The sequence below is a fragment of the Agromyces sp. NPDC057679 genome, assembly GCF_042799635.1.
GTDB lineage: Bacteria > Actinomycetota > Actinomycetes > Actinomycetales > Microbacteriaceae > Agromyces.
This window is the reverse complement of sequence record NZ_JBHVIK010000002.1, coordinates 341003-366049: the sequence shown is the minus strand read 5'-3', so window position 1 is coordinate 366049 and position 25047 is coordinate 341003. Positions and strand designations below refer to the sequence as shown.

Here is a 25047-nt window from a genome sequence, read left to right as displayed (position 1 = left end):
TCAGTTTCCTTCCTCTGCGATCGCAGCGATCGCGACATCGGCCCGAGCGGCCGCGAGCTTCCCGTCGCCGGGCTTGCCGACGACGACGCCGTCGGCGTAGACCTCCCGGCCGCGCACGAGGGTGCGCTCGATCCGGGCGGAGATGGTGCGGCCGTCGTACGGGGTCCAGCCGATCTTCGACAGCACGTCGTCGTTCGTGATGGTCCACTCGTGGGCCGGATCGGCGATCACGATGTCGGCGTCGGCGCCGACCTCGAGCGAGCCCTTGACGCCCGCGAGCCCGAACTTCTCGGCGGGGATGCGGGCGACCATGTCGACCGCGCGCTCGAGCGTCAGCTGGCCGCGGTTCACGGCGTCGAGCATGAGCTCGTAGTAGTACTGGATGCCCGGCGTGCCGGTGTGGGCGCTCCACATCTCGGTCCAGCCGATCTCCTTCTCCTCGCGCGTGTGCGGCGCGTGGTCGGAGCTCGCGATGTCGATGGTGCCGTCGCGCATGCCCTCCCAGACGGCGGCGCGGTTGTCGTCGGGCACCCAGTAGCTGAGCGCGTACGGGCCGAGCGTCTCGACGTCGTTCCAGGTGGAGAGGAACGGCGCCCAGTGGTTGACCTCGCACGTCACGTCGACGCCCGCGGCCTTCGCACGGCGCACCGCGTCGATCGAGCGGCGCGTCTGGATGTGCGCGATGTGCACGGGGCATCCGGATGCCTCGGCGAGGCGCAGCACGACGTCGATCGCCGTGTCCCAGATGACGCCCTCGCGAGCCGCGTACGCCGAGGCGTAGCCCTGCGGCGTGTTCTCGCCGCGGGCGAGCACCTCGCCCTCGATGTAGTCCATGAGGGCCTGGTCGTGCGGGTGCACGATGAAGCGCTTGCCGGTGGTGGCGATGCGGTCCATGATCTGCAGCAGGTGGCCGTGGTCGTGGATGCCGGTGCCGGCCGGGTGCGGGTAGGTACGACCCGTGTCGACGACCATGTAGATCTTGTACGCGCAGATGCCCATCTCGGCCATCGGCACGATGTCGTCGAACTTCGTCGGGGCCGGGTTGTGGTTCCAGTCGACGATCGAGCTCGCGGTGTAGCGGTCGAAGACGTCGCGCAGGGTCGTCACGTCGACGGTCGGCGGGTTGAGGTTCGGCATGCCGAACATCGTCGTGACGCCGCCGGCCGCGGCCTGCTGCGAGGTCGTGAGGATGTCGTCCTTGTGCTCGTAGCCGGGCTCGCGGGTGTGCACGTGCACGTCGACCATGCCAGGCAGCACGAGGCGGCCGGATGCGTCGAGCTCGCGTGCGGCCGCGACCTCGACGCCGGGTGCGACGAGGCCGGCGATGCGCCCGTCGTCGCCGACGAGCAGGTCGGCCGCGACCGGGCCGCTCGGGGTGACGACGATGCCGCCCGAGATTCTGAGGTCGATGCTCATCGCACGGCCTCCAGACGCGTTGCTTCCATGGGTGCCTCCAGGCGTTCTGCGGTCTCGCCCTGACCGGGCGAGCGGGTGGTGCGGACCTCGACGTCGCTCGGCCGCACGTAGCGGTCGAGCCAGTCGACGATCAGCGGGGTGGTCTCGGTCCAGTAGCGGTCGTACGCCGCATAGTGGGTGGTGTGCCGCTGCATGACGAGCTGCTTCGGCCCGCGGGCGGCGGCGTAGAGCTGCTCGGCGTGGTCGGTCGGGGTGGTCGCGTCGCCCTCGACGCCGATCACGAGCAGCGGGGTCTCGAGACGGGCGGCGGCGTCGATCGGCCGGTACGCGAGGATCTCCTCGGCGCACGAGAGCGGGATAGCGCTCGGGATCTTGTCGTCGACGTCGGCCTTGATGTTCGTGGCCCGGCGCTCGGGGGTGGGCACCATGATCTCCTCGCGGGGGTGCACGAGCCGGCCTGCGCCGGTGGTGACGCGGAGGCGCCGGTCCTCCTCGAGGCCCGCGAGGAAGGCGAGCCACTCGTGCTCCTGGCGCATGCGGTGCAGCCAGTCGGTGCCGTCGGCGACGGGCACCTGGCTGACGGCGGCCTTCACGCGCGGGTCGGCGTCGGCGAGCAGCACGGCGTTGCCGCCGCCCGTGCCGCCCGTGCCGAAGACGCCGATCGCGTCGGCGACGACGTCGTCGCGGGTGGTCAGGTAGGTGACGGCGTTCACGAGATCCTGCAGCTGCCGGTTCGGCGAGAGGATGCCCCGGTCGCCGCCCGAGTCGCCGAAGCCGCGGTAGTCGAAGACGAGCACGGCGAAGCCGGCGGCCGTGAGCGCCTCGTGGTAGCGCACGTAGAGCTTGGCGTCCTTCAATCCCAGCCAGCCCGGGCCCTGCACGATGGCACGATACGGGCCGGGGGTGTCGGGAGTGCGCCAGATCGCGGCGATGCGATCGCCCTCGCTGTGGAACTCGACCTCGGTGTGCTTCATTCTGCGGGTCCTCCCGGATCTCGACGCTGCGTTGCGCGCGGGCCCGGTACGGCGGGCGAACCGTCGCCCCGGCCCGTTTCGAATCACTCGATTCGGGCCCGCGAGGCCATCATCACTCATTTTGGATCCAGAATCCAGTATTGATTCGAAACTCGCTGCGGGGCTATGCTGGCGACGACCACCGGGCTGACTTGCCCGGTCGTGGTGGCCCGGGATTGGGCCGCGAGTCGCCGACGTCGTCGGAGTTGCACCCTGCACCCATTCCCGGAGGAACTCTGCCCATGCGCACCCACGCCACCCGTCCCCTGCTCGCCGTCGCCGCACTCGGCGCCACCGCCGCCGTCGCCCTGCTCGCCGGATGCGCGGGCCCCGCGGGTGTCGACCCCGCCGCCGACTCCGCGGCGAACGGCGCCGGCGCCGCGGCATCCTCGTACCCGCTCACGATCGACAACTGCGGCACCGAGGTGACCTTCGACGCCGCCCCCGAGCGCGTCGTCACCGTGAAGTCGTCGACCCTCGAGCTCATGCTCGCGCTCGGCCTGGAGGACAAGGTCGTCGGCACCGCGTTCAGCGACGGCCCCGTGCCGGCTGAGGTCGCCGACGCCGCGGCCGACCTCGAGGTGCTGAGCGACAAGGTGCCGTCGCAGGAGGCGACCCTCGCGGTCGAACCCGACCTCATCTACGCGGGCTGGGAGTCGAACCTCTCGGCCGAGGGCGCCGGCGAGCGCGACTCGCTCGCAGCGCTCGGCGTCGCGAGCTACGTCGCCCCCGCCGCCTGCAAGGGCGAGGGCTACATGCCCGACCCGCTGACCTTCGACGAGGTGTTCCGCGAGTTCGACGAGGCGGGCGCGATCTTCGGCGTGCCCGAGCGCTCGGCCGAGCTCGTCGCGGCGCAGCGCGCGGCGCTCGAGGCGATCGCGCCCTCGGAGGACGGGCTCACCGCCCTCTGGTACTCCTCGGGCGACGACCAGCCCTTCGTGGGCGCCGGCATCGGCGCCCCGCAGATGATCATGGAGGCCGCGGGGCTCGACAACGTCGCCGCCGACGTGCACGACACCTGGACGGCGATGTCGTGGGAGGCCGTCGTCGAGGCGAACCCCGACGTGATCGTGCTCGTCGACGCCCCCTGGAACACCGCCGACGCGAAGATCGCCGCCCTCTCGTCGAACCCGGCCACGGCCGCGCTGCCGGCCGTGCAGGGCGAGCGCTACGTCGTCGTCGACTTCCCGTCGACCGAGGCGGGCGTGCGCAACGTCGACGCCGTGGCCTCGATCGTCGAGCAGCTCGGCGCACTGGAGGGCTGATGATCGGTCGCGGAGCGAGCGGCACCGGCACTGCCGGTCGAGCAGTGAGCGCCGGCGAGCGGGGCGAGGCCCCTCGCTGGGCCTCGCCCCGCTCGTCCGTCGCCGCTCGACCGGCTCATGCCGGTCGCACGCTCCTCTGGGGCATCGGCCTCGCGGCGCTGCTCCTCGTCTCGATCGTGGTCGCCGTCACGATCGGCCCTGCGGCCCTCTCGCCCGCCGACGTGCTCGCGAGCGTCGCAGCCCACCTCGGGTTCGGCGAGGCCACGCTCTCGCCGCTCCGCGACGGCATCGTCTGGCAGCTGCGCATGCCGCGGGTGCTCACCGCCGCCGCGGTCGGCGCGGGCCTCGCGCTCTGCGGTGCGGTGCTGCAGGCCGTCACCCGCAACCCGCTCGCCGACCCGTACCTGCTCGGCCTCTCGTCGGGCGCCTCGGTCGGGGCCGTCGTCGTGCTGGTGCTCGGCTGGTCGCTCGTGCTGCCGCTCGCCGCCTTCACCGGGGCGATCGTCGCGCTGCTCGCCACCCTCGGGCTGGCGCTCGGCGCGGGCCGAGCGGGCGGCGCCGCGGGCGCGACCGGTGCCCGACTCTCGCCGACGGCGACGGTGCTCGCCGGCATCGCCGTGTCGAGCGTGTTCGGCGCGATCACGAGCCTCGTCATCTTCTGGAGCGCGACGAACGACAGCTACCGCGAGATCCTGAACTGGCTGCTCGGCTCGCTCTCGGGCACCGACTGGGTGTCGGTCGCGATCGCGGGCGGCGCGTTCCTGGTCGTCGGGATGCCGCTGCTCGCGAGCGCCCGCACCCTCGACGCCTTCGCGGTCGGCGAATCGGGGGCCGCGGCGCTCGGCGTGAACGTGGCCCGAAGTCGCGTGCTGCTGCTCGGCGGCACCGCGCTGCTCACCGGCGCACTCGTGTCGGTGAGCGGCTCGATCGGATTCGTCGGACTCGTGCTGCCGCACGCCGTACGGCTCGTGACCGGCCCCGGACACCGGGCGCTGCTGCCGCTGTCGGCGCTCGCGGGCGCGATCTTCCTCGTCTGGGCCGACACGGGCGCGCGCACGTTGTTCGACCCGAGGGAGCTTCCCGTCGGCATCCTCACCGCCCTCATCGGCGGCCCGGTGTTCGCCTGGCTGCTGCTGCGCCGAAGGAGCCTCGCATGAGCCTCGACCTCTCACGGGTGCGGTTCGACCGCGCCGGACGCACGATCATCGACGGGGTCGACGCGACCATGCGGGACGGCGCCCTCACGGCGCTCGTCGGGCCGAACGGCGCCGGCAAGTCGACGCTGCTGCACCTGATCGCCGCGATCGAGCGGGCCGACGCGGGCGAGCTCGACCTCGACGGCCGCCCGATCGCGCGCATGCGGCGGCGCGACCGCGCCCGGCTCGTCGCCCTCGCCGAGCAGCAGGCCGAGGTCGACCCGCAGCTCAGCGTGCTCGCCGCGGTGCTCATCGGTCGCACCCCGCACCTCGGGGCGTTCGCCCCGGCCGGCGACCACGATCGCTCAGTCGCCGAACGCTCGCTCGCCGCGGTCGGCGCCTTCGAGTTCGCGCCGCGGCCCATCGGGTCGCTCTCGGGCGGCGAGCGCCAGCGGGTCACGCTCGCCCGCGCCCTCGCGCAGGAGCCCGAGCTGCTGCTCGTCGACGAGCCGACGAACCACCTCGACCTCTCGGCCCAGCTGACCGCGCTCGAGCTGCTCGCAGGGCTCGCTCGCGACGGCCTCACCGTCGTCGCCGCGCTGCACGACCTCTCGCACGCGGCGGCGTACGCCGACCACGTGATCGTGCTCGCCGCCGGGCGGGTGGTCGCCGCGGGCGACCCCCGCGAGGTGCTCACCGCGTCGCTCATCGAGCAGGTCTACCGGGTGCGCGCCGAGGTGATCGCCCACCCGCTGACGGGGAGGCCGCTCATCGCGGTCGCGGCGCCGGCGGCCTCCGCGCTCGCAGCACACACCGACATCGACGCCATCGCCACCGCTGACACCGCCCTCGCCGCCACCCGGTCTTCAGCTTCCGCCTGAGCCGACGTCACACGAGCTCCGCGATCGCCACCGCTTCGGGTCGGATCACGCCCGCGCCCCCGCCCTCGTGGCCGTCGGCTGCGCACGAGCGAGGCGAGTCAGCCCATCCGCGTGGATCGCACCATCGGCGCTGACCGTGGAGCTCGCCGCACCGCCGCGGAGGGACCATGCCTCCGAAGAACCGGACCACATGACCACACGACCACACGACGGGCGACCACATGACCACACGACCACACCGCCCGTGCGTCGATCTCCCCTCGGCTGCCCATCAGCCCGCCGTCGCGGATGCGGTCGGGCGTAGCCTCGAGGCATGAGTCCGATCCAGACCGGGCCGCAGCCGACGATCGAGTGGGTGGCCGAGGAGTTCCTGCACAACGCCCGTCGCGGGCGGCGTCTCGTGGCGGTCGACGGCGGCGACCCCGTGGCATCCGCTCGGGTGGCCGATGAGCTGGCGGTCGCGATCGCCGCGCGCACCGACGGGACGCCCGTCGTGCGTCACAGCCTGGGGGCGGTCGACGAGGCGCGCCTGCGCGCCGAACTCGTCGACCCGGTGCGGGCGGGTACCTTCGCCGGGGCGGAAGACCCCGACACCGTGCTCGTCGTCGACGGGCAGCACCTGCTCGACGACGCGGTGCGCGGCGTCTGGCACTTCTCGGTGTGGGCCGTCGCGGGCGACGAGCTGCCCCACTCCGGGGCATCCGTGATCGTCGACGTCACCGACCCGGCGGCGCCGACCCGGTACTACTACGACTTCTGCGCGATCCCGCCGAGCGTGAACCGGCCCGGCCTGCACTGAGGGCACGCACCACAAGGGGTTGCCGCTCGCCGGCACCGGGTCTACCGTGAGCCCGAACGTGCAGATGTCACCACTTCGGGGGGTCCCCATGGTCAACGTCGATCGCAGCCGCTTCACCGCCGGCCGCAGCATCATCGCCATCGCCGCCGCCGTCTCGCTCGCGGCGTTCGCCGCTCCGGCGGCGTCGGCAGGCACCGTCACCGGGCGCCCGGCGCCGCCGGCTCCGGCCACCTCGACCGGCTTCGGCGGGGCGGTCTCGTCGGTGGATGCCTCCGCGAGCGCCGTCGGCCTCGAGGTGCTGCGCGACGGGGGCAACGCGGTCGACGCCGCGATCGCCACCGCTGCGGCACTCGGCGTGACCGAACCGTACAGCGCCGGCATCGGCGGCGGCGGGTACCTCGTGTACTTCGACGCCGAGACCGGTGACGTGACCACGATCGACGGCCGCGAGACCGCGCCCGCCGCGATGCAGAGTGACGCCTTCATCAACCCGGCGACCGGTGCGCCCTACGCGTTCGCAGACGCGGTGTCGTCGGGCCTGTCGGTCGGCACGCCGGGCACCCTCGCGACGTGGGAGGCCGCGCTCGACGAGTTCGGCACGACGTCGCTGCGCGACGCACTGCAGCCGGCGATCCTGCTCGCGACGAAGGGCTTCGTCGTCGACCAGACGTTCCGCGACCAGACGCTCGCGAACCAGGCCCGGTTCGCGGCCTTCCCGGATACCGCCGAGCTCTTCCTCCCCCGCGGCGACGCCCCGAAGGTCGGCAGCGTGTTCAAGAACCTCGACCTCGCCCGCACCATGCGGCAGATCGCGCTCGGGGGCACCGACGTGTTCTACGAGGGTGCACTCGCCGACGAGATCGCCTCGGTCGCGCAGGACCCGATCACCACGCCCGGAGCGACGCTGCCGGCCTACCCGGGCCACCTCTCCGCCGGCGATCTCGCCGACTACGAGGTGCTCGAGCAGGCGCCGACGCACATCGAGTACCGCGGCCTCGACGTCTACGGCATGGCCCCGTCGTCATCGGGCGGCACGACCGTCGGCGAGTCGCTCAACATCCTCGAGAACTTCGACCTCGCCGGCGCAGACCCCGTGCAGGCACTGCACCTCTACCTCGAGGCCACCGCGCACGCCTTCGCCGACCGCAACGCCTACGTCGGCGACCCCGCGTTCGTCGACGTGCCGACCGCGACGCTGCTCAGCCAGGGGTTCGCCGACGCGCGCGCCTGCGTGATCGACCCGGACGCCGCCTCGGTGAAGCCCGTTCCGCCCGCACCGCTCTCCGCGGCCGGCTGCGACACCGCCGCGCTCGACGAGCCCGCCGACACCGAGAACATCTCGACGACGCACCTCTCGGTCGTCGATCAGTGGGGCAACGCGGTGGCGTACACGCTCACGATCGAGCAGACCGGCGGCTCGGGCATGACGGTGCCGGGGCGCGGGTTCCTGCTCAACAACGAGCTCACCGACTTCAGCTTCGTGCCGAACCCGGCCGACCCGAACATCGTCGAACCCGGCAAGCGTCCGCGTTCGTCGATGTCGCCGACCATCGTGCTCGACGACGGCGAGGTGCGCTTCGTCGTCGGCTCGCCCGGCGGCTCGATGATCATCACCACCGTGACGCAGGTGCTGGTGAACCGCATCGACCTCGGCATGACCCTGCCCGAGGCCGTCGCGGCCCCGCGCGCCTCGCAGCGCAACACGGCGGCGGTCGCGGCCGAGCCGGCGTTCCGGGCCGCGTACGAGAGCTCGCTCGCAACGTACGGGCACGCGTTCTCGACCTCGGCCGAGATCGGCGCCGTCGCCGCGATCGAGGTCGGCGCCGACGGGCTGATGACCGCCGTCGCCGAGCCGGTGCGTCGTGGCGGCGGTACCGGGTTGGTGGTCGAGCCGGCAGACTGAGCGCGGACTCCCGCTAGAGTTTCGTCACCGGGCGTCCGACTCACACGCCGCGGCTCCATCGCACCACCGGCCCGGACGGCGCCGACGTTCAAGGCCAAGCGGATCCCGATGCGGTGACCCGCACGGCGGCGTGCAGCGCCACCGTCGCCTCGAGCAGCGCCCGCGAACGCGTGACGATGCCCTGCTCGCGCTCGGCGAGCCGCGCCGCGGCGTCGCCCGCCTCGTGAAGCGACGGCAGCAGTTCGCGCAGCGGCGGGATGCGGTAGCCGGCCAGTCTGAGCTGATGCACGAGCCGCGCGTCGCGCACGTCGGCCGGCGCATAGAACCGATCGCCGTGCGGGCCGCGCGCCGGGGCGAGCAACCCCTCGTCCTCCCAGTGCCGCAGGGTCGAGGTGCGCAGGCCCAGGGCGTCGGCGAGCTCGCCGATCGTCATCGCATCGCCCGGCATCACCGGGTCGACGGGCTCACTGCGGATCGTCTCGACCGCGTGCCGAGCCAGTGCCAGCTCCTCGCGCTCGCGGTGCAGCCCTGCGTGCGCGGCATCGAGGCGCTCGAGCATCGCAACCGGGTCGCGGTGGGCGCCGTCCATCACGAGGCGGGCATCGGTCGGGCCGATCGCAGCCGCCAACGCACGATAGGCGAGGGCGCTCGCGACGTGGCGTTCGCCGTACTCGCGGTATCCCGACGGCGTCCGCGGCGCGGCCGGCAGCACGCCCGCCGCCTCGAGCTTCCGGACCTGCTGGATCGAGTATCCCGTGCGACGTGCGACCTCGGCGATGCGCATCAACCCTCCACAAGCACTTGAATGCATCACTTGAAGTATGAGTATCGACGAGATCACCGAGTACGTCGAGTCCCTCGGCGGCGTGCTGACGCTTCGTCCCGAGCCCGGCGACGGCACCCCCGAGATCGCCTGGGGCGACCGGTTCTTCTACTACGCGCCCGACGGCGTGCTCCCGCCGGGGCAGCCGTTCACGACGATCGTGACCAAGGACTACCCCGACGAGCCGTCGGCCGGGCTCGGCGACGGCGTGTTCCGGGTCAACATCGACGCAGGGCGCCGCGGGCAGGAGCCCGTGGACGACCCGGCGCTCCGCGACGTCGTGCAGGCCCACCCCGCTTACGGCCACCTTGGCTGGGTCTCCGTCGTGCAGCCGGGCGAGCGCACGTCGGGCGAGCTGCGCAAGCTGCTCCGCGACGCGCACGCCGCCGCGAAGCACCGCTGGGAGCGCCGCCGCACCTGATCCGAGCCGCCGGACGGCATGCGAGAGTCCCCGAGACCACTCGCGAGGCTCGATGACTGCATCGGATGCCCCGACGAATGCCGAGTCGCAGGACGTCAGCCGCGACACGCCGCCGACACCCGGTGCGTCGCCCGGATCGTCCTGCGACTCGACGAATCGGCCAAGCAGGCGGCCGAGCGGACGCTCAACCGCCCCAGCCGCTACCGCGCCCGCAGCCGCGGCGCCAGGTCGCGCTCGAACAGCTCGAGGAACCGGCGCTGGTCGTGCCCCGGCGCGTGGAACACGAGGTGGTTGAAGCCCCAGTCCATGTACTGCCCGATCTGCTCGACGACCGCGTCGGGGTCGGTGCCGACGATCCAGCGCTTCGCGATCTGCTCGATCGGCAGGGCGTCGGCGGCGCGCTCCATCTCGACGGGGTCGGTGATGTCGTGCTTCTGCTCTTTCGAGAGCGAGAGCGGCGACCAGAACCGGGTGTTGTCGAGCGCGGTGTCGAGGTCCTCTTCATAGGAGAGCTTGATCTCGATCATGCGGTCGTACTCGTCGAAGGTGCGGCCGTCGTCACGGGCGGCGAGGCCTTCCTTCACGGCGGGCATGAGCTGGTCGGCGTAGAGCTCGGCGCCCTTGCCCGAGGTGCAGATGAAGCCGTCGCCGGCGCGGCCGGCGTACTTCGCCACCTGCGGCCCGCCGGCGGCGATGTACACCGGCACCGCGACATCCGGACGGTCGTAGATGGAGGCGTCGTGCGTCGAGTAGTACTCGCCGTCGAAGCTGACCTGGCCCTCGTCCTTCCACAGGGCGCGCATGAGGCGCACCGACTCGCGCAGGCGCGCGTAGCGCTCGCGGAACTCGGGCCATTCCTGCTCGCCCGCGCCCTGGAAGCCCGTCGCGATCTCGTTGAGCGCCTCGCCCGAGCCGAAGCCCGCGATGATGCGCTCGGGGTAGAGCACGCCGAGCGACGCGAACGCCTGCGCGAGCACCGCGGGGTTGTAGCGGAACGTCGGCGTCATGACGCTCGTGCCGATCTTCACGGTCGAGGTGCGCTCGCCGACCGCGGCCATCCAGGCGAGCGAGAACGGCGCGTGCCCGCCGGTGTGCCGCCACGGCTGGAAGTGGTCGCTCGTGAACACCGACTGCATGCCGTGGCCTTCGGCGGCGACGGCGATCTCGACGAGCTCGCGCGGGTCGAACTGCTCGGCGCTGGCCTTGTATCCGAGAGTGAGGGTCATGCGTGGCTCCTTCTGTGGGGGTCGGTGAGGTGAGTCGGGAGGGTCGACGGGCCGGGCCCGATGTGCGGCAGTGCACCGTCGGTCAGTGCGGCCACGGCCTCGGCGGTGTGCGCGCCGACGCCGAGTCGCAGCGCCTGTTCGAGCGCTTCGACCGTGTCGACGTCGCGGCGGAGCGTCGCGAAGGGCGCGCTGCCGGCCAGGTCGGCGAAGCCGGCCTCGCGGTGCCGCGATGCCGACTGCTCGCCGAAGGCGGGGCGCATGGCTGCCCCTGCCGAGGCGGTCGCGAGCGTCGTGCCGGTGCCGTCGGCATCGGCGATGAAGGCGAGGGGATGCCGCGACGCGGCCTCGAGCGCGAACTCGAGCTCGCTCGTGCGGAGCGACGGCAGGTCGCCGAGCAGCACCGCGACGGGCACGAGGCCGTCGGCGCGGGCGGCGCGGATGCCGTCGTCGATCGCGGCGGTGAGCCCGCCGGGGGCGGCCCCGTCGGCGACGCCGGCCTCGCGCACGAGCTCGACGCCGGTCGGCAGCGGCGAGCCGAGGTCGACCTCGCCGGTGACGACGATCACCCGCTCGACCCCGCGCGCGGCGCGGGCCGCGGTGATCGTGTCGAGGGCGAACGCGCGGGCGAGCGCGGCTCGCGCCTCGGCGGGCACGGCCGGGCCGAGGCGGGTCTTCGCCGCCGAGAACGCCTTCACCGGCACGACGAGGGTCCAGCCGGCGGGCGCCGGGCCGGCCGTCATGCGCGCAGCCCCGGCAGCACCTCGCGGCCGAAGACCTCGATCCACTCGGCCTGGTTGCGGCCGACGTTGTGGAGGTAGATGCGGTCGAAGCCGAGGTCGAGGTGCCGCTGGATCTCGGCGCGATGCCGGTCGGGGTCGGCCGAGACGACCATGCGCCCCTCGAAGTCCTCGGGTCGCACGGTGCGCGCGAGCTGCTCGAACTCGAACGGCGAGCGGATGTCGCTGCGCCCGAACCGCATGCCGGCGATGGGCCACTCGGTGAGCGCGTTGCGCATGGCCTCTTCGTCGGTCGCCGCCCACGAGAGGTGCAGCTGCAGGATCTTCGGCATGCGCCGCACGTCGCGGCCGCCGTCGCGGGCCCCGTCGGCGAAGCGGGCGAGCAGCGCGTCGAGACGATCGGCGGGGCCGCTCGTCGTGATGAGCCCGTCGGCGACCCGTCCGGCGCGGCGTGCGGTCACGGGGCCTGCGGTGGCGACGTAGACCTCGGGGGCGACGGGCGGCATGGTCCAGAGGCGGGTGGTCTCGAGCTTGAAGCTCGGGCCCGAATGACGCACGTCGCGGCCGGCGATCGAAGCGGCGAAGAGCTTCTTGATGAGCTCGACGGCCTCGAACATGCGGTTGATGCGGTCGGGCGCCTCGGGCCAGTACTGCCCGACGATGTGCTCGTTGACCGCTTCACCCGAGCCGATGCCGAGCCAGTGGCGCCCGGGATGCATCGACGCGAGCGTCGCACTCGCCTGCGCGACGACGGCGGGGTGCGTGCGGAAGGTCGGCGTCGTCACCCCCGGGCCGAAGTCGCCGCGGGTGCGTTCGGCGAGGGCGCCGAGCACGCTCCAGACATGCGAGGCCTGCCCGAGGCGGGGCGTCCACGGCTGGAAGTGGTCGGTCGCCATGACCCCGGTGAAGCCGTGTTGTTCGGCGAGCGCGGCGAGCGCCACCGCCTCGGCGGGCGGGAACTGCTCGAGCATCGCGGCGTAACCGATGTGCACTGACACTCCTCCATCCTCCCTGCTCGGCGGGGCGCCGTCACCTCGACGTGGTCGGGCCTCGTTGGCGTCGCCTCATTATTTCGGATACTGGATCCAAAACGCAAGCGACGAACGGAGGCACGGCCCACGACCGGATGCCGCGCGCCTCAGCCGCGCGACTCAGCCGCGCGACGCCGCCGCCGTCGGCGCGCCCGCCTCTCCCGCGACGAGCAGCTCGAGCACCGCGTCGCGCACGCGCTCGAGGTGAGAACGGAGCACGCCGCTCGCGTGCTCGACGTCGCCGCCCTCGACGGCGGCGACGAGCTCCTCGTGCGAGTGGCCGTGCTCGGCCCCGCCCACGAGACGCCAGCCCAGCACGTAGCGTCCGACCTTGAGGCGCAGTTGCTCGATCATCTCCCACAGCACCGGACGGTTGGCCGCGTCATACAGCTCGGCGTAGAACTCGGTGCGGGCGTCGACGAAGTCGGCCCCCTCGTCCTCGACGTCGGCCGTGCGACCGAGTTCGCGGAGGCGGGCGATGCGCTCTGGAGTCATCTCGGCCATCGAGAGGCGCAGTGCCTCGACCTCGAGCAGCGTGCGGATGTCGTAGACCTCGCGGGCCTGGTCGGCCGAAAGCGACTTCACGACGGCACCGCGACGTTCGTGGAACTCGACGAGCCCGTCGGCCTCGAGCTGGATGAGCGCCGAACGCACGGGCAGCCTGGACACGCCGATCGACTCGGCGAGGGTCTCCTGGCGCAGTTTCTGCCCCGGCGGCAGCGTGCCGGTGAGGATGGCGTCCTTCAGGATGTCGTAGACCATCACGCCGACCGACCGGTACCCGGTCTGGTGCTTGCCCGCCAGCTGCTGCAGTGCGTCGGAGTTCAACCCGGACCCGACGGATGCGCGGCGCGCGCCCTCGGCGATCTGTTCGCTCATGGCACCCGAATGTACCGGCAAACCCCGCTCAGGGCACGCGTTCTGGATCCAAAAATCGGAGGAGCCTACTCGAAGTCGGACGTCGAGCGCAGCGGGCCCTCGGCCTGCGCCTCGTCGAATCCGGCGCGGTACCCCTCGTCGTACGCCTCGTCGGCGCCCTGGCGGAACAGGTCGCGCTCGCTCGGCCGCTGGATCGACCGCGCACCCGGCAGGTCGAGGTCGCCGACGTAGCGTCCGAGCCCGCGCACGATCGCGAGCGGCACCCCCGACGACTTGCCTTTCACGAGCTCGCCCGCTCCGGCGATCTCGTCGGCCACGCACGGCATCGTCACCGAGAGGGGCTTGCCCGAGGCATCCACCCCGCCGCGCAGGTCGTCGAAGACGTGCACGCCGGCGGCGCCGATCGCGATGTCGGTCTGGCCCTCGCGCCACGGGCGCCCGAGCGTGTCGGAGAGGATGACGCCGACCCGGGCACCGGTCAGGGCACGCAGCCCCGTCGCGAGGTCGCGCGCCGAGGCGTCGGGGTCGACGGGCAGCAGCAGCACGGTGCCATCGGGCGCGTTCGAGGCATCCACCCCGGCCGCCGCCCCGACGATGCCCTGCCGGTTCTCGACGATGCGGGTGACGCCGCCCTCGTACTCGCGCGTCGCGATGACGCGCACGGTCTCGTCGGTGATCGCCTGTTCGCGGTCGGCGGCCTGCACGACGCGCCCCTCGGCCTTCGAGACGATCTTCGAGGTGACGACGAGGATGTCGCCGTCGGCGAACTCGGCGGCGGCCGCGATGATCGCGGCGAGATCGTCCCCGGTCGAGATCTCGGGCAGGCCCTCGACGCCTTCGACACTGAATGCTGCGGCCATGATGCTCCCCTGTTGAACACGACGAGCTCCATTCTGACAGCAACGACGGCTGCAGGGCTGGCGCAGCACGTCGCAAGCCCCCGTGGCGGTGCGGCGCCCGGCGGTACGATCGCGTATGGGCACCGACTCCGCCACGCAGACCGCGAGCGCCGACGACGAAGACCGCGACGACCGCCGCGACGGCCGCGACGAGACCCGAGTCGAACGCCTCGACCGCAACTGGGGCGACATCCTGCAGGAGCTGCGCGCGGTGCAGACCGGCACGCAGATCATCACCGGTTTCCTGCTCGCCGCGGCATTCCAGCCCCGATTCGCGGAGCTCGACGACTACGAGCTGACCCTCTACCTCGTGCTCGTCGCCCTCGCGGGCCTCGCGACCGTGCTCGGCTTCGCGCCGGTCATCCTGCACCGGCAGCTGTTCGGGCGGCAGCAGAAGGACCGCCTCGTGCATATCGGGAACCGCATGCTGTTCGGGCTGCTCGCCGTCGTCTCCCTGCTCTCCGCGGGGGTGACGAGCCTCATCTTCGACGTCGCCGTCGGCCGCGTCGCCGGCTACATCGCGCTCGGCGCGGCGCTCGCGGTCGTCATCGTCGTGTGGGTCGTCGTGCCGGCGATCGCGCGGCGCAGCCGCTGAGCCCGCCGGTGTCCCGCAACACCAACTCATCCTGAGGAATGAGCCCGAACTGGGGGTCGCGTATCGGAGGATCCACTCCGTATGCTCCCGCTACCCGCACCGATCGTGCGACCCCCTACGAAGGAATCCGAATGACCCGAACCCGACCGGGCGCGCCTTGGCGCGCAGCCGCCGCCGCTGCCGCCAGCTGCGCGCTCCTCTTCGCCGGCGTGACCAACGCCGCCGCCGATGATCTCGTGCCGCCCCCGTTGCCCTCCACCGGCGAGACGCGGCCGCCTGCTGACGATCCGTTCGCCCCCTTCCGAGCCGACCCCGAACTCGCGGGCCCGCAGCAGCTGGGCGGAGCCGGGCTCGCCCCGGCCGCCGCCGGTGCGGGCACCGGGTCGATCTCGGGCACGGTGACGTACACCGACATGACCGAGAAGCCGCTGAAGCCCCTCGGCACCGGCTACGTCGAGGTGCAGCTCTGGAACGACGCGACGAACTCGTTCGACCTCGTCGCCTCCGCCGAGGCGGCGGACACCGGCGCGTACAGCGTGACGGGCGTTCCGGCCGGCACCTACCACGTGGCCTTCTTCGACACGGCCTCCGGCACGTCGCTCCTCCCGGAGTTCTGGAAGGATGCCCCGCGTTCGGGCATGGCCACGACCGTCACCGTCGCAGACGGCCAGGCCGTCACCGCCGTCGATGAGCGGCTCGAGCCCCTGCTCACGGGCTACATCGCCGGTCTCGACCGCTATTCGACGTCGGTCGCGATCTCGAAGTCCGGGTTCGCGCCCGACGTGCCGTGCGTGTACATCGCATCGGGGGCGAACTTCCCCGACGCACTGAGCGCCGGCCCCGCCGCCGCACAGTGTCGCGGACCCCTGCTGCTCGTCCCGCCGACCTCGCTTCCGTCGAGCACGGCGGCCGAGATCAAGCGCCTCTCGCCCGACACGATCGTGATCGCGGGCGGCACCGGTGCGGTGTCGGCGGCGGTCGAGAAGCAGCTCAAGCCCCTCGCCCCCAGCGTGATCCGCCTCGCGGGAAAGGATCGCTACGAGACGTCGCGCCGGATCATCGCGGCCGCGTTCGATGAAGTCCCCGCGATCTGGGTCGCGACCGGTACCAACTTCCCGGATGCACTCGCCGCGAGCGCCGCCGGGGCCGTCGACGGTCTTCCCGTGCTCATCATCGACGGAACGTCGACCAGGTACGACCTCGGAGTCACCGAGACCCTGCTCCAGACCGGAGCCAAGCACGTCGCGATCGCCGGTGGAACCGGGGTGGTCTCCGCCCAGCAGGCGAAGTGGATCGACGACCGGGCCGGCATCACGGTGACGCGATTCGCCGGAGCCGACCGCTACCAGACGGCGCTCAAGATCAATCAGGCGGTCTGGGATCCGAACCAGTGGTCGTCGGTCTACGCCTTCCTCGTGAACGGCACCAAGTTCCCCGATGCACTCTCGGGCGCGCCCCTCGCGGGCGCCTACGGCGCCCCGATGCACGTCGTGCCGCCGAACTGCACGCCGGCTGGGGTCGCGAAGAACATCACCGGCCTCGAGGTGCATGAGGCGTACCTGCTCGGCTACTTCTCGAAGCTCTCCTTCAGCGGCAAGCCGTTCAAGGTCTGCTGACCGGCATCGAGGGCGGATGCCTCGTGGGCGACCACGGGGCATCCGCCCTCGCCGTGCTCGGGGTGTCGCCCGGCTGACCTACGCTGGAACCCATGCGCATCGCCACCTGGAACGTCAACTCGATCCGCACCCGCGTCGGCCGCGTCGTCGACTGGATGGTGCGCGAGGACGTCGACGTGCTGGCCATGCAGGAGATCAAGTGCAAGCCCGAGCAGTTCCCGCACGAGGCCTTCGAGGAGGCCGGGTACGAGCTCGCGATCCACGGACTGAACCAGTGGAACGGCGTGGCGATCGCGAGCCGGGCGCCGATCACCGACGTCGAGACCGAGTTCCCGGGCATGCCGGGGTTCCTGAAGGGGCATGACGGCCCCGACCTCCCGAAGGAGGCGCGCGCGATCGGCGCGACCGTCGACGGCGTGCGCGTGTGGAGCCTGTACGTGCCGAACGGCCGCTCGCTCGGCGACCCGCACCTCCACTACAAGCTCGACTTCTACGCCGCACTCACCGACTACGCGCGCGCCGAGACGACCGCCCACCCCGAGCGCCCGTTCGCGCTCATGGGCGACTTCAACGTCGCGCCGCTCGACATCGACAACGGCGACCCGACCGTGGTGGTCGGGCAGACGACCCACGTCTCGCCCGAGGAGCGCGCCGCGTTCTTCGCCCTCGAGAACGCGGGCGTCACCGATGTCGTGCGTGCGCGGGTGCCCGAGGGGCTGTACACCTACTGGGACTACAAGCAGCTGCGCTTCCCCCGCAACGAGGGCCTGCGCATCGACTTCATCCTCGGCTCGGCGACGTTCGCCGAGGCGGTGACCTCGGCGTCGATCCATCGCGACGAGCGCAAGGGCGACGCCCCGAGCGACCACGTGCCGGTGCTCGTCGACCTCGCCCTGGGCGACGACGACGACGACCGGCCGATGATCTTCTGAGCCGAGCGACGCAACCCCCGGGCCGGTCCCAGCCCGGCGGACTACCCTCTGAGGAGTGACGAACATCTCCGATCGCGACCGCACCGAGCCCACCACGGGCCGGATGCTCGGCGGACGCTACCGACTCGACGCGCTCATCGGGCGCGGCGGCATGGCGAGCGTGTACCGCGGCTTCGACGTGTCGCTCGGTCGGCCGGTCGCGGTGAAGGTGTTCGGCGAGGCCACCGAGGGCATCGACGACGCGGGGCGGCGCGCCTCCGAGATCGCGCTGCTCGCGAGCGTCGAGCATCGGGCGCTCGTGCGCCTCTACGACGCGGCGCACGATGCCGGCAGCTCGCGCGAGTACTTCGTGATGGAGCTCGTCGAGGGGCACGACCTGCGTGCCGCGCTCCAGCACGGACCGCTCGATGCCGCCGACGCGGCCGATCTCCTCGCCGACCTGGGCGAGGCGCTCCACGTCATCCATTCGCGCGGCATCGTGCACCGCGACGTGAAGCCCGCGAACGTGCTGCTCGAGCCGGCGCACTTGCCGAGCCGTCGGTGGAACGCGAAGCTCGCCGACTTCGGCATCGCCCGGCTCATCGACGATGCCCGCATCACCCGCACCGGCCTCCTCGTCGGCACGCCCGGCTACCTGAGCCCCGAGCAGGTGAGCGGCGCCGCCCCCGGCAGTGCTGCCGACGTCTACTCGCTCGGCCTGCTCATGCTCGAGGCGCGCACCGGGCGACGTGCGTTCCCCGGCCCCGCGGCCGAGGCGGCGAGCGCCAGGCTGGTGCGCGACCCCGAGGTGCCGGGCGAGCTCGGCTCCGACTGGGTCGAGCTGCTCACCCGCATGACGGCCCGCGAACCGGCCGCACGGCCCACGGCGCTCGAGGTCGCGGTCGCCGCGACGGCGCTCGCGCGGACGAGCCCGGGGCGGGCGTCGGAACCGGCCGACGTCGAGTCGGAATCGGAGACGTCCTCGCTCGCGCCGACGGTCGTGCTCGACGCGACGGCACCCGTCGGCGCGCCGCAGACGGCCGAGCCCGAAAGCGTCCCCGAGCCCGAGCCCGAGCCGACGGGCCCGACCCGAGTGCTTCCGGCGCACCCGGGTGCGCCGACCGTCCCGAGCGACCTCCACTCCCCCGCCGGCGCCTCCGGCACGCGCCCGGTCGGCTCCGCACGCCCGGGAAGCCCGAAGCCCTCCCGGCGGCGCCCGGTGCTCATCGTCGTCGTGCTCGCGATCGCCACGGTCGCGATCGTGCTGGCCGTCCACGCCGCGATCACTGCGGCGACCGGCGGCGACCAGTCCGAGCCCACGCCCCTGCCGCCGATCCCGGCCGAGCTCGATCCGCTCGGCGAGCATCTGCAGCAACTCGACGAGGCGGTGCGAGGATGACCCGGCTCACCCGGTACCGCCGCCTGCGTGCCGCGGCGCTCGCCACCGTCGTCGCGCTCGGACTCGGGCTCGGGCTCGCGGGCTGCGCGAGCGAAGCCGATGCCGGCGACGCCCTGCACGCGTCGGTCGTGCGCGTCGCCGAGCGTTCGGCCGACGAGGACTTCGCCGGGGCGCTCGCGGCGCTCCTCCTGCTCGAGCGCGATGTCGACGAGGCGGTCGCCGCGGGCGACCTCCCCGAAGCGCAGGAGGCCGAGGTCCGTGCGGCGATCGAGCTCGTGCGCGACGATCTCGAGGCCGCCGAGGAGCGCGCCCGCCAGGCCTCCGAGCCGTCTCCGACGCCCACGCCGGCCGATGACGACGACGACAACAGCGGCCCCGGCAACAGCGGGGACAACCGCAACGACGACAAGAAGGACAAGAACAAGGGCAAGGACGAGGACTGACCGGCGCCGGAGCGCCGACGGTCATCGAATGGGCCCCGGAGTGCGTAGTCTCGTGACGTGCCGCACCTCGACCTGCCCGGAGCCGAGCTCGCCTACGAGACGACCGGCCGCGCCTCGGCGCCGGCCCTGCTGCTGATCCCGGCGGGCATCGCGACCCTCCGCATGTGGGACGAGCACGTCGAGGCGCTCGCCTCCGAACACCTCGTCGTGCGCTACGACCCGCGCGCATTCGGCGGCACCCGCCACGACGAGGCCGAGCCGTTCTGGAACCACCGCGACGCGATCGCCCTCCTCGACCACCTCGGCATCGCGCAGGCGACGGTCGTCGGCGCGAGTCGCGGTGGCGCGATCGCGATCGACGTCGCGCTCCACGCACCGGATCGCGTCGCCGGGCTCGTCGCCGTCTCCGCGCGCATCGGCGGCCACCCCGAGGTGCCGCTCGATGCGGCCACGCAGGCGCGGTTCGACGAGGTCGAGGCGATCGATCCCGCCGTCGACGCGGCGCGGATGCTGCGCCTCGAGACCGAGCTCTTCGCCGCAGGCGTCGGGCGCGTCGCCGACGAGCTCGACCCGGCGTTCCTCGCCCGCGCGCGCGAGCTCGCGCTGCCGAACGTCGCGCACGCCCTCGACGACGGCGACATGCGCCCGCTCGAGCCCGCCGCGGCCGGCAGGCTCGACACGATCGGAGTGCCGTCGCTCGTCATGGTCGGCGAGCTCGACTTCGCACCGTTCCTCGCCCAGTTCGAGACCCTCGCGGCGACGCTGCCCGACGCGACCGCGCACCGGCTCACGGGCACGGCGCACCTGCCGAGCGTCGAGCGCCCCGAGGAGTTCTCGCGGCTGCTGCTGGCATGGCTCGACGAGCACGGGCTCTGAGGAACGCGCCGGGCCCGAGGCATCCCTTCGACGTTCGGGGCGCGCACTCAGGCTCCGGGGCTACGGTCGTCGCATGACCACGGAAATCTGGCTCTCGGTGCTCTGCCTCGCGGGCCTCGTCGCCCCGATCGCGCTCGGCCTGCTGGCCCAGCGTCGCCGTGTGCTGCAGCCCGTGCGGGTTCAGCGCCGCCCGGTGAACCGCTCCATCGAGCGGTAGACGCCGAGGCCGTCGCCGACGACGCGGTCGAACACGCGCGTCGGAAGCACGGCGCGCAGGACCCGCGAGAGCCGGACGCTGCCCGGCAGTTCGACGAGCGGCCGCCCCGCGAGCATCGCCGCCCAGACCCGGTCGACGACGTACTCGGGATCGAGCACCGGCGCCATCACCGGGCCGCGCGCCCCGGCGAACATGCCGGTGGCGATGTAGCTCGGCGTGACGGTGGTCACCGTGACGTTCCGGTGGCCGGCCTGCTCGAGTTCGAGGCGCAGCGAGTCGCTCCAGGCGATGAGCGCCGCCTTGGATGCCGCGTACACGGCCATGCGCGGATTGCCGATGGTGCCCGCCGCCGAGGCGAGGTTCACGATGCGTGCCGGGCGGAACGCGTTCGCGATCATGCCCGGGAGGAACTCGCGCGCGACGTACATCGGGGCGAGCGCGTTGACCTGCATCGTGGGGCGGGTGTCGTCGCCGTTGTCGGTCTGCCAGAAGTAGCCGTTGCCGCGGACGATGCCCGCGTTGTTGACGAGGACGTCGGGGTTGCCGAGCTCGCGTCGCACGCGCTGGGCCGTCTTCGCGATGGCGCCGAGGTCGCCCACGTCGACGACGAACGACTGCACGCGGGTGCGCCCGCGGGAGACGGCACCGAGTTCGTCGACGGTGCGGCGGAGGGCCTCGGGGTCGATGTCCCAGAGGATGACGGAGGCGGCGCCCTCGGCGACCGCGCGTTCGGCGAACCTCCGCCCGAGGCCGGCCGCGGCACCCGTGATGAGCACCTTCGCGCCGCGCACCGTTCTCGTCATCGTCCAATCCTCCCCCACCGCGAGGGGCGCGGCCGCCTCACCGGGCGAGGCGGCTCACCGGAGGCCGGTGCCGAGGTTCACCAGGGCTCGTCGGCTGCCGGAAGCAGCGTGCGCACCTGCTCGACGGCCCCGGGGAAGCAGGAGTCGAGCACCTCGGTCGCCGAGACCTCGTCGCCGTAGTCGCCGGTGAGCCGCAGGCCGACCACGGCGTTGATGAGCATGCCCGTCGCGAAGAACTCGCGGGCGGTCTCTGGCGTGAATCCGGCCTCCTCGCGGAGGAAGCGCCAGATGTCGCTGAACCCGCGGCGGGCCACGCGCCCGATCTCGGGTTCGCCGCCGAGCGACGTGGAGTGCGCGATGACGGGCAGCATTCCCCGCTCGGCGAGGAGCTCGGTGTACGCGGCGCCCATCCGGTCGATGCGGGTCTCGTCGGGGCCCGGCATCGCACGGCGGAACTCGTCGATCACCCTGGCGTAGGCCCGCTCGACCACCGCGATGAAGAGCTTCTCCTTGGTGCCGAAGAGGCGCACGACGTACGGCTGGCTGACGCCGGCGGCCCGCGCGACCTCGTCGGTCGTGGTGCCGACGTAGCTCTTCGCACCGAACACGGCCGTCGCCGCGGCGAGGATGAGCTCGCGGCGGTCGGCGGCCTTCATGCGCGGCGCCGTCGCGGGTGCGGTGATCTCTTCGGCCGACATGCTTGACATGTTATCAGTCGATTACTACATTACGAAGTAATCATCGGATTACAACTTTGGAGATCGCCATGTCGACCACACTCGCCGCCTCGGCCGCTCCCGGCGCCACCGCGCGCCGACCGCGCCGCGTCCCTCCGCTCTGGCTCGTGCTCCTCGCCACGGCGCTGCCGATGTTCATGGCCACCCTCGACAACCTCGTGATGACGAACGCGCTGCCCGTGCTGCACACGGAGTTCGGGGCATCCGTCGAAGAGCTGCAGTGGTTCATGAACGCGTACACGCTCGCCTTCGCGAGCACCATCCTGATGGCGGTCGCCCTCGGCGACCGCTTCGGCCGGCGCACCGTGTTCCTCGTCGGCATCGCCGTCTTCACCGCGAGCTCGGCCCTCGCCGCGCTCGCGAGCGATCCCGGCCAGCTGATCGCCGCTCGTGCCGCCCAGGGCTTCGGCGCCGCCGCGATCATGCCGCTCTCGCTGACCCTCCTCGCGGGCGCCGTGCCCATCGCCCGCCGCCCACTCGCCATCGGCATCTGGGGCGGCGTCGCCGGGCTCGGCGTCGCGACCGGGCCGCTCGTCGGCGGCGCGGTCATCGAGGGCTGGGCGTGGCAGGCGATCTTCTGGATCAACGTCCCGGTCGGCCTCGCGTCGATCGCGCTCGCGCTGGCCGTCCTCCGCAACGGCTTCGGGGCGCGCCTGCGCGCCGACGTGATCGGCCTGCTGCTCTCGGGCCTCGGCCTGCTCGCCCTCGTGTACGGCATCGTGCGCGGCAACGACGCCGGCTGGTCGAGTACCGAGGTGCTCGCCGGGCTCATCGGCGGCGGCGTGCTGCTCGTCGCCTTCGTCGTCTGGGAGTCGCGCGCGAGCGCGCCGCTGCTGCCGCTCCGGCTCTTCCGCGACCGCAGCTTCTCGATCGCGAACGTCGTCGGCTTCGGGTTCAGCTTCGGCGCCTTCGGCTCGATCTTCATCCTGATCCAGTTCCTGCAACTGGTGCAGGGCGCGTCGCCGCTCGAGGCGGCGGTGCAGACCTCGCCGTGGACGCTCGCGCCGATGGTCGTGGCGCCGCTCGCCGGCCTCCTCGCACCGCGCGTCGGCACCCGGGCGCTCATCGTCGCGGGGCTCCTCGCCCTCGGCGCGGCGCTCTTCTGGCTGACGCCCCTGCTCGACGCGGGCACCGAGTACTCGGCGTACCTCGCACCGTTCATCCTCGCCGGGGTCGGCATGGGGCTCGTGTTCGCCCCGTCCTCGACCGCGGTGCTCGCCCGCATGGCGCCCGACGACCATGCCAAGGCGAGCGGCACGAACTCCATGCTCCGCGAGGTCGGCGTCGCGCTCGGCATCGCGGTGTCGACCGCCGTCTTCACCGGCGCGGGCGGCACGCTCACGCCGACCGGCTACATCGAGGGCGCGCAGCCGGCGGTGCTCGTCGGCGCGGCCGTGCTGATCGGGTCGGCGCTCGTCGCACTGCTGCTGCCCGCCGGTCGCGCTCCGCACGCCGTCGACGCGCCGCGCCCCGTCGAGGCGCGCGGATGACCCGCACCCTCGTGATCATCGGCCACCCGCACCGAGGCAGCTTCACGCACGCCCTCGCCGAGCGGTACGTCGAGGGGCTCCGGGCCGCGGGCCGCTCGACGGACGGCTCGGCGGACGGCCGGTCGGTCGGCTCGGCGGACGGCCGGTCGGGCAGCTCGGCCGACGGGCCCGCGGTCAGGGTCATCGACCTCGCCGAACGCGAGTTCACGCTGATCCCCGACGATCGCTCCGCGCTCCGCGCCCCGGGCGGCGACACGGGCCACCTCGAACCGAGCATCCGCGGCTTCGTCGACGACGTCGCCTGGGCCGAGCACCTCGTGTTCCTCTTCCCGCAGTGGTGGGGCACTTACCCGGCCGTGCTGAAGGCGTTCCTCGACCGGGTCATGCTCTCGGGCACGGCGTTCGCGTACGGTCGCGGCCATGTCTCGACGCGCCTGCTGGGCGGTCGCACCGCGCGCATCGTGATGACGATGGATTCGCCCGCCGCCTGGAATCGCCTCGTCTACCGCAACGCCGCCGAGACCTCGCTGGCCCGGGCGACGCTCGCCTACTGCGGAATCCGCACGATCGGCATCTCGCGGTTCACGCCGGTGCGGTTCTCGTCGGCCGGGCAGCGGGCCGCGTGGCTCGCCACGGCACGTCGCCTCGGCGAGCGCGACGCCTCGAGGCGCCCCCGCGGCCGACGGCCCGAGACGGCACGAGCGCCGGGCGGTGTCGGGCGCGCTCAGCGCATCGCGCGGTAGCGCGCCCGCTCGGCCGGGTCGAGGTGCTCGGTCGCGTAGCTCAGCATGGTGCGGGGCATCCGCGCCGCATGCCCGTCGAGGAAGCCGGTGAGCACGGAGCGATCGACTCGCTTGCCGACCTCCCGCAGCATCCAGCCGACCGCCTTGTGCAGCAGCGGCTCGGGGTCGTCGAGCAGCCGCTCGGCGAGCGCGAGCATCGGCCGCGGGTCGCCCGCCTTGATCGCGGCGAAGGTCGAGATGACCGCGACGCGGCGCGGCCAGATCGAATCGGATGTCACGAGCTCGCCCACGATCGGCGGCACGACCTCGGCGACCGGCGCCGCGGGGAACACCACCTCGCCGAGCAGGTACTCGGCCGTGGCGTCGACGAGGTCCCAGTTGTCGACGTGCCCCGCGCGCACGGCGTCGAGGTAGCGCTCGTGCTCGGCCGCGCGCACGGCGTCGTCGCGGGTGCGCACACGGCCGGCGCGGCGGAATCGCTCGACCATGACGAGCAGGCCCGCGAGCCGCTCCTCGTGGATCGGGCTCGCGACGAGCTCGGCGACGTCGGCCGGCGGGAGCGCCGACGATCTCCGCACGATCGCGCGCGTCGCCGGCACCGTGACGCCCAGGAACACGTCGCGCTCGGCGTAGCCGCCCGGCCCAGTCTTGAAGAAGGCCGCCGCGCCGCTCGCCCTCGCCGGGTCGGACGCCGCGGCGAGGGCGGCACGCACCTCGGCGGCGGTCTGCAGTTCGGGGTCGCCCATGGCGGCGACCCTACCCCGCCGGCGGTGGGTTGCGGGGCACGC

General features: G+C 72.8%; 26 protein-coding genes. 15 read left to right on the top strand and 11 right to left on the bottom strand.

Features of this window, described 5'->3' with window-relative positions; translation table 11 throughout:
- Together ACFVAJ_RS08625 and ACFVAJ_RS08620 are read right to left on the bottom strand one after the other, a co-directional pair.
- A complete protein-coding gene (locus tag ACFVAJ_RS08625; RefSeq protein ID WP_376943116.1) occupies positions 1-1416 on the bottom strand; it encodes a dihydroorotase family protein in 1416 nt (471 codons plus the stop codon).
- A complete protein-coding gene (locus tag ACFVAJ_RS08620) occupies positions 1413-2390 on the bottom strand; it encodes an alpha/beta hydrolase (RefSeq protein WP_376943114.1) in 978 nt (325 codons plus the stop codon). The genes ACFVAJ_RS08625 and ACFVAJ_RS08620 overlap by 4 nt, the downstream gene beginning before the upstream one ends.
- Positions 2391-2671: 281 nt before the next feature.
- Between ACFVAJ_RS08620 and ACFVAJ_RS08615 the strand changes: the two genes are divergently transcribed.
- From ACFVAJ_RS08615 to ggt, 5 genes are all read left to right on the top strand, one after another.
- Positions 2672-3694: a putative F420-0 ABC transporter substrate-binding protein gene (locus ACFVAJ_RS08615; RefSeq protein ID WP_376943112.1), complete on the top strand. Its 1023-nt coding sequence runs from the start codon at positions 2672-2674 to the stop codon at positions 3692-3694.
- A complete protein-coding gene (locus ACFVAJ_RS08610) occupies positions 3694-4851 on the top strand; it encodes a putative F420-0 ABC transporter permease subunit (RefSeq protein WP_376943110.1) in 1158 nt (385 codons plus the stop codon). Before ACFVAJ_RS08615 ends, ACFVAJ_RS08610 begins: the two co-directional genes overlap by 1 nt.
- Positions 4848-5711: an ABC transporter ATP-binding protein gene (locus ACFVAJ_RS08605; protein ID WP_376943108.1), complete on the top strand. Its 864-nt coding sequence runs from the start codon at positions 4848-4850 to the stop codon at positions 5709-5711. Before ACFVAJ_RS08610 ends, ACFVAJ_RS08605 begins: the two co-directional genes overlap by 4 nt.
- Positions 5712-6024: 313 nt before the next feature.
- Positions 6025-6510, top strand: a complete 486-nt coding sequence (locus tag ACFVAJ_RS08600) for a hypothetical protein (RefSeq protein ID WP_376943106.1) — start codon at positions 6025-6027, stop codon at positions 6508-6510.
- 88 nt (positions 6511-6598) lie between these two features.
- Positions 6599-8413 carry a gamma-glutamyltransferase gene (gene ggt / locus ACFVAJ_RS08595; RefSeq protein ID WP_376943104.1) on the top strand — a complete coding sequence of 605 codons (1815 nt, stop codon included), beginning with the start codon at positions 6599-6601 and terminating at the stop codon, positions 8411-8413.
- Between the two features lie 88 nt (positions 8414-8501).
- Here ggt and ACFVAJ_RS08590 read toward each other — a convergent pair whose 3' ends face one another.
- Complete coding sequence (locus tag ACFVAJ_RS08590) at positions 8502-9197, bottom strand: MerR family transcriptional regulator (protein ID WP_376943102.1); 696 nt, start codon at positions 9195-9197, stop codon at positions 8502-8504.
- 37 nt (positions 9198-9234) lie between these two features.
- Between ACFVAJ_RS08590 and ACFVAJ_RS08585 the strand changes: the two genes are divergently transcribed.
- Positions 9235-9657 carry a DUF6194 family protein gene (locus tag ACFVAJ_RS08585; protein WP_376943100.1) on the top strand — a complete coding sequence of 141 codons (423 nt, stop codon included), beginning with the start codon at positions 9235-9237 and terminating at the stop codon, positions 9655-9657.
- Between the two features lie 200 nt (positions 9658-9857).
- Here the strand turns inward: ACFVAJ_RS08585 and fgd are convergent, their stop codons facing one another.
- The 5 genes from fgd to cofE form a co-directional block, all read right to left on the bottom strand.
- The gene (fgd, locus tag ACFVAJ_RS08580; protein ID WP_376943098.1) at positions 9858-10883 is read right to left on the bottom strand and encodes a glucose-6-phosphate dehydrogenase (coenzyme-F420); all 1026 of its coding nucleotides are present in this window, start codon (positions 10881-10883) and stop codon (positions 9858-9860) included.
- The gene (gene cofC / locus ACFVAJ_RS08575) at positions 10880-11623 is read right to left on the bottom strand and encodes a 2-phospho-L-lactate guanylyltransferase (protein ID WP_376943096.1); all 744 of its coding nucleotides are present in this window, start codon (positions 11621-11623) and stop codon (positions 10880-10882) included. Before cofC ends, fgd begins: the two co-directional genes overlap by 4 nt.
- A complete protein-coding gene (locus ACFVAJ_RS08570) occupies positions 11620-12618 on the bottom strand; it encodes a TIGR03557 family F420-dependent LLM class oxidoreductase (RefSeq protein WP_376943094.1) in 999 nt (332 codons plus the stop codon). Before ACFVAJ_RS08570 ends, cofC begins: the two co-directional genes overlap by 4 nt.
- 153 nt (positions 12619-12771) lie before the next feature.
- Entirely contained in the window at positions 12772-13530 is a 759-nt protein-coding gene (locus ACFVAJ_RS08565) for a GntR family transcriptional regulator (RefSeq protein WP_376943092.1), read from the bottom strand.
- A gap of 65 nt (positions 13531-13595) precedes the next feature.
- A complete protein-coding gene (gene cofE, locus ACFVAJ_RS08560) occupies positions 13596-14390 on the bottom strand; it encodes a coenzyme F420-0:L-glutamate ligase (protein WP_376943090.1) in 795 nt (264 codons plus the stop codon).
- 115 nt (positions 14391-14505) lie between these two features.
- On the opposite strand from cofE, the gene ACFVAJ_RS08555 reads away from it, so the two are divergent.
- From ACFVAJ_RS08555 to ACFVAJ_RS08525, 7 genes are all read left to right on the top strand, one after another.
- Entirely contained in the window at positions 14506-15024 is a 519-nt protein-coding gene (locus ACFVAJ_RS08555) for a DUF6328 family protein (RefSeq protein WP_376943088.1), read from the top strand.
- A 131-nt stretch (positions 15025-15155) separates the two neighbouring features.
- Positions 15156-16640, top strand: a complete 1485-nt coding sequence (locus tag ACFVAJ_RS08550) for a cell wall-binding repeat-containing protein (RefSeq protein WP_376943086.1) — start codon at positions 15156-15158, stop codon at positions 16638-16640.
- Between the two features lie 92 nt (positions 16641-16732).
- Complete coding sequence (locus ACFVAJ_RS08545; protein ID WP_376943084.1) at positions 16733-17572, top strand: exodeoxyribonuclease III; 840 nt, start codon at positions 16733-16735, stop codon at positions 17570-17572.
- Positions 17573-17627: 55 nt separating this feature from the next.
- Complete coding sequence (locus tag ACFVAJ_RS08540) at positions 17628-18950, top strand: protein kinase (protein ID WP_376943082.1); 1323 nt, start codon at positions 17628-17630, stop codon at positions 18948-18950.
- Positions 18947-19393 carry a hypothetical protein gene (locus ACFVAJ_RS08535; protein WP_376943080.1) on the top strand — a complete coding sequence of 149 codons (447 nt, stop codon included), beginning with the start codon at positions 18947-18949 and terminating at the stop codon, positions 19391-19393. Before ACFVAJ_RS08540 ends, ACFVAJ_RS08535 begins: the two co-directional genes overlap by 4 nt.
- 57 nt (positions 19394-19450) lie before the next feature.
- The gene (locus tag ACFVAJ_RS08530) at positions 19451-20269 is read left to right on the top strand and encodes an alpha/beta fold hydrolase (protein ID WP_376943078.1); all 819 of its coding nucleotides are present in this window, start codon (positions 19451-19453) and stop codon (positions 20267-20269) included.
- Between the two features lie 73 nt (positions 20270-20342).
- Positions 20343-20486 carry a hypothetical protein gene (locus tag ACFVAJ_RS08525; protein WP_376943076.1) on the top strand — a complete coding sequence of 48 codons (144 nt, stop codon included), beginning with the start codon at positions 20343-20345 and terminating at the stop codon, positions 20484-20486.
- Here the strand turns inward: ACFVAJ_RS08525 and ACFVAJ_RS08520 are convergent.
- Both ACFVAJ_RS08520 and ACFVAJ_RS08515 read right to left on the bottom strand, forming a co-directional pair.
- Positions 20450-21289, bottom strand: a complete 840-nt coding sequence (locus ACFVAJ_RS08520; RefSeq protein ID WP_376943074.1) for an SDR family oxidoreductase — start codon at positions 21287-21289, stop codon at positions 20450-20452. The genes ACFVAJ_RS08525 and ACFVAJ_RS08520 overlap by 37 nt on opposite strands.
- Positions 21290-21366: 77 nt before the next feature.
- Complete coding sequence (locus tag ACFVAJ_RS08515) at positions 21367-21987, bottom strand: TetR/AcrR family transcriptional regulator (RefSeq protein WP_376943072.1); 621 nt, start codon at positions 21985-21987, stop codon at positions 21367-21369.
- A 68-nt stretch (positions 21988-22055) separates the two neighbouring features.
- Between ACFVAJ_RS08515 and ACFVAJ_RS08510 the strand changes: the two genes are divergently transcribed.
- Positions 22056-23516, top strand: a complete 1461-nt coding sequence (locus ACFVAJ_RS08510; RefSeq protein ID WP_376943070.1) for a DHA2 family efflux MFS transporter permease subunit — start codon at positions 22056-22058, stop codon at positions 23514-23516.
- Entirely contained in the window at positions 23513-24259 is a 747-nt protein-coding gene (locus tag ACFVAJ_RS08505) for an NAD(P)H-dependent oxidoreductase (RefSeq protein WP_376943068.1), read from the top strand. Before ACFVAJ_RS08510 ends, ACFVAJ_RS08505 begins: the two co-directional genes overlap by 4 nt.
- On the opposite strand, the gene ACFVAJ_RS08500 is transcribed toward ACFVAJ_RS08505, so the two are convergent.
- A complete protein-coding gene (locus tag ACFVAJ_RS08500) occupies positions 24241-25005 on the bottom strand; it encodes a DNA alkylation repair protein (RefSeq protein WP_376943066.1) in 765 nt (254 codons plus the stop codon). The two genes, ACFVAJ_RS08505 and ACFVAJ_RS08500, sit on opposite strands and share 19 nt — an antisense overlap.
- Positions 25006-25047 lie beyond the last annotated feature (42 nt).

Coding starts and splice junctions, on each gene's coding strand:
- ACFVAJ_RS08625 (WP_376943116.1), bottom strand. CDS start 1,416: ATGAGCATCGACCTCAGAATCTCGGGCGGCATCGTCGTCACCCCGAGC.
- ACFVAJ_RS08620 (WP_376943114.1), bottom strand. CDS start 2,390: ATGAAGCACACCGAGGTCGAGTTCCACAGCGAGGGCGATCGCATCGCC.
- ACFVAJ_RS08615 (WP_376943112.1), top strand. CDS start 2,672: ATGCGCACCCACGCCACCCGTCCCCTGCTCGCCGTCGCCGCACTCGGC.
- ACFVAJ_RS08610 (WP_376943110.1), top strand. CDS start 3,694: ATGATCGGTCGCGGAGCGAGCGGCACCGGCACTGCCGGTCGAGCAGTG.
- ACFVAJ_RS08605 (WP_376943108.1), top strand. CDS start 4,848: ATGAGCCTCGACCTCTCACGGGTGCGGTTCGACCGCGCCGGACGCACG.
- ACFVAJ_RS08600 (WP_376943106.1), top strand. CDS start 6,025: ATGAGTCCGATCCAGACCGGGCCGCAGCCGACGATCGAGTGGGTGGCC.
- ggt (WP_376943104.1), top strand. CDS start 6,599: ATGGTCAACGTCGATCGCAGCCGCTTCACCGCCGGCCGCAGCATCATC.
- ACFVAJ_RS08590 (WP_376943102.1), bottom strand. CDS start 9,197: ATGCGCATCGCCGAGGTCGCACGTCGCACGGGATACTCGATCCAGCAG.
- ACFVAJ_RS08585 (WP_376943100.1), top strand. CDS start 9,235: ATGAGTATCGACGAGATCACCGAGTACGTCGAGTCCCTCGGCGGCGTG.
- fgd (WP_376943098.1), bottom strand. CDS start 10,883: ATGACCCTCACTCTCGGATACAAGGCCAGCGCCGAGCAGTTCGACCCG.
- cofC (WP_376943096.1), bottom strand. CDS start 11,623: ATGACGGCCGGCCCGGCGCCCGCCGGCTGGACCCTCGTCGTGCCGGTG.
- ACFVAJ_RS08565 (WP_376943092.1), bottom strand. CDS start 13,530: ATGAGCGAACAGATCGCCGAGGGCGCGCGCCGCGCATCCGTCGGGTCC.
- cofE (WP_376943090.1), bottom strand. CDS start 14,390: ATGGCCGCAGCATTCAGTGTCGAAGGCGTCGAGGGCCTGCCCGAGATC.
- ACFVAJ_RS08555 (WP_376943088.1), top strand. CDS start 14,506: ATGGGCACCGACTCCGCCACGCAGACCGCGAGCGCCGACGACGAAGAC.
- ACFVAJ_RS08550 (WP_376943086.1), top strand. CDS start 15,156: ATGACCCGAACCCGACCGGGCGCGCCTTGGCGCGCAGCCGCCGCCGCT.
- ACFVAJ_RS08545 (WP_376943084.1), top strand. CDS start 16,733: ATGCGCATCGCCACCTGGAACGTCAACTCGATCCGCACCCGCGTCGGC.
- ACFVAJ_RS08535 (WP_376943080.1), top strand. CDS start 18,947: ATGACCCGGCTCACCCGGTACCGCCGCCTGCGTGCCGCGGCGCTCGCC.
- ACFVAJ_RS08525 (WP_376943076.1), top strand. CDS start 20,343: ATGACCACGGAAATCTGGCTCTCGGTGCTCTGCCTCGCGGGCCTCGTC.
- ACFVAJ_RS08520 (WP_376943074.1), bottom strand. CDS start 21,289: ATGACGAGAACGGTGCGCGGCGCGAAGGTGCTCATCACGGGTGCCGCG.
- ACFVAJ_RS08515 (WP_376943072.1), bottom strand. CDS start 21,987: ATGTCGGCCGAAGAGATCACCGCACCCGCGACGGCGCCGCGCATGAAG.
- ACFVAJ_RS08510 (WP_376943070.1), top strand. CDS start 22,056: ATGTCGACCACACTCGCCGCCTCGGCCGCTCCCGGCGCCACCGCGCGC.
- ACFVAJ_RS08505 (WP_376943068.1), top strand. CDS start 23,513: ATGACCCGCACCCTCGTGATCATCGGCCACCCGCACCGAGGCAGCTTC.
- ACFVAJ_RS08500 (WP_376943066.1), bottom strand. CDS start 25,005: ATGGGCGACCCCGAACTGCAGACCGCCGCCGAGGTGCGTGCCGCCCTC.